This is a genomic window from Flavobacterium sp. ASV13, assembly GCF_000745775.1.
Taxonomy (GTDB): domain Bacteria; phylum Bacteroidota; class Bacteroidia; order Flavobacteriales; family Flavobacteriaceae; genus Flavobacterium.
In genome coordinates this window covers 1-3,070 of record NZ_JQJY01000017.1, presented here as the reverse complement: position 1 = coordinate 3,070, position 3,070 = coordinate 1, and the positions used below count along the sequence as shown (strand labels likewise).

The following is a 3,070-nucleotide window of genomic DNA, read 5'->3' as shown; positions in this document are numbered from 1 at the left end:
AATTTCTTTGAGCTGGGAGGACATAGTCTGATAGTAGTTCAAGTTATCAATCAAATTTTTAAAAAATTAGGAAAAACGATATCCTTTAAAATATTCTTTGCCAATCCAACCATAAAAGAATTAAGCAAACAATTAAAACAAAGCGAATATTTAGACATTCCCAAAGCAGCGGAGGATGAATCCTATCCCCTAACTAGCTCACAGAGTCGTTTATGGATATTGAGCCAACTTGAGGGTGGTTCTTTGGCCTATAATATGCCCGCAGCAGTTAGGTTTACAGGAACTGTTGATTTTGATAAATTTGAAGAAGCATTTAGGTTATTAATCAAGCGTCATGAAATTTTAAGAACTTCTTTTAAAGTAGATAAGCAAGGTGAAGTACGCCAATGGATTGTTCCTATAGAAAAAGTTGATTTTATTGTTGTACAAAAAGATTTTTCAAAACAGAAAGAAAACCAAGAACAAATAGTTGCCAATTACTTACATGAGTTAAACAGCATTGCTTTTGATTTAGAACACGCCCCATTTGTAAGAGCCAGTATGATCAAGTTAAAAGAGAAAGAACATGTGTTTTTCTTATCGCTTCATCACATCATAGGCGATGGCTGGTCTATAGAATTATTGATATCAGAAGTTGAAAAAATCTATAATTCTTTAGTAGAAGCAAAAGAAGCTCAACTACCTGTATTATCTATTCAATACAAAGACTATGCAGTATGGCAAAACAGCGAAGGACAAAAACAAAAACAACAAGTATCAGAGGTCTATTGGTTAGAACAGTTTGAAGGTGAATTACCTGTAATTGATCTTCCAAGTTTTAAAGCACGCCCCTTAGTTAAAACCTACAACGGAGATACAATAAGTTATCAATTCTCAAAAGAGTTTTTAAATAAGCTTAAAGACTTCTCAAAAAAGCAAGATGTAACCTTGTTTATGACCTTGATGGCAGGAGTCAATGCGCTCTTGCATCGTTATACAAGTCAAGATGATATTATCATAGGCACACCAATAGCTGGAAGAGAACACCCTGATTTAGAGAATCAGCTAGGATTGTATTTAAATACAGTTGCTATTAGAACGCAATTCAGAGAAAATGAATCCTTTCAAGATTTAGTGCAACAAGAAAAAGAAACCTTATTAGGAGCTTATGAACATCAAGGCTATCCTTTTGATAAATTAGTAGGAAAATTAAACACAAAAAGAGATACCAGTAGAAATGCCTTGTTTGATGTGATGGTAGTCTTGCAGAATCAAGGACAACTAAACAATATTAACAATAAGGAAGAATTAAACAATATCTCGATAAGTCATTACGATTTTGAAAGCATAACTTCTCAATTTGATATCAATTTTAAGTTTTTCGAACAAGAGGTATTAAATTTATCAATAGAATATAATACTGATATTTATGACTTGGAATTAATCAATAGAATCTTTTCGCATTTTGAGAATCTGATAACCCCATTATTAGAACAACCAGAGATGCTCATCAATGAAATAGATTATATCACCCAAGAAGAAAAACATCAGCTTTTAGTAGAGTTTAATAATACTCAGGTTGATTATCCTAAAGATAAAACTATAATCGATTTATTCGAAGAGCAAGTAAAGAAAACTCCAAATAATGTAGCAGTAGTTTTTGAAGATACTGAATTAACTTACAATGAACTCAACGAGAAAGCAAATCAACTAGCTAGATATTTAATTTTGAATGGAGTTAAAGCTCAAGATAATGTTGCATTAATAGCAACTCGAGGTTTCAATATGATTATTGGGCTTTATGGGATTTTAAAAACTGGAGCTGCATATGTTCCAATTGATAACGAATATCCTTCCTCTAGAAAACAATACATGGTAAGTAACTCGAATGTTAAGTTTATAATTCAGGAAGAAATTCTTAGCTCGGAGAATATATTTGGAGAAATATCTTTGATTTTCATGAATGATATCTTCATAAAAAACGAAAGTGTAAATAATCTTAATTTAAAAATTAATATTGATAGTTTAGCATATACAATTTACACTTCAGGATCAACTGGAAATCCTAAAGGTGTAATGATAAGACACTTTTCGGTCGTAAATTTAATTGATTGGGTGAACTCAAGATTCAAAGTTACAGAAAAAGATCGTTTGTTGTTTATTACTTCAATGTGTTTTGATCTTTCTGTTTATGATGTTTTTGGAATATTATCTGCTGGTGGAGCAATAGTGATAGCAAATGAAAAAGAAATAAGAGATTCAGGGAAATTAATAGATCTTTTATTAAAAGAGAAAATAACGTTTTGGGATTCAGTACCATCAACAATGAATTTACTAGTTGATATTATTGAATCTGAGAAAGAAAATTACATACAAAATAATCTTAGAGTTATTTTTATGAGCGGTGATTGGATACCTGTACAACTTCCCGAACGTATCAATAAATACTTTCCATCAGCAGAAATTATAAGTTTAGGAGGAGCTACTGAAGGAACCGTTTGGTCAATTTATTATCCAATTCGTAATGTAGAAAAGAATTGGACACGTATACCATACGGTAAGCCAATACAAAATAACACATTCTATATTCTGGATAAATATAAAAAACCGGTTCCTTACGGAGTTCAAGGTTACTTATACATTGGAGGAATTGGAGTTGCAACAGGTTATGCAAATGATAATTTAAAAACTGAAGCTGCTTTTTTGGAAGATCCATTTTATTCTAAGTTTGGAGGGATCATGTATAATACTGGTGATATAGGATACATGGACAAAACTAATAATATTGAATTCTTGGGAAGACTTGATCATCAGGTTAAAGTTCGAGGATTTAGGATTGAGCTAGGAGAGATAGAAACGACCATATCTGAATATTCAGAGGATATACAACAGGTTGTAGTAGAGGCCAAAGAAATCAACCAGGACAAATCTTTGGTGGCTTATTATGTGTCCAAAACAGAGATTGACAAATCAGAGCTTAGAACTTACCTGCAAAACAGGCTGCCTGAATATATGGTGCCCGGTTTTTATGTAGAGATAGAAAGTCTGCCTCTGACACCTAATGGCAAGATAGACAGAAAAGCCCTTCCAG

1 protein-coding gene is annotated in these 3,070 nt (G+C 32.3%); it reads left to right on the top strand.

What is annotated here, in order from left to right; genetic code table 11:
* The coding region (locus GQ47_RS20550) for a non-ribosomal peptide synthetase (protein ID WP_035652539.1) at positions 1-3,070 on the top strand (3,070 nt) is incomplete at both ends.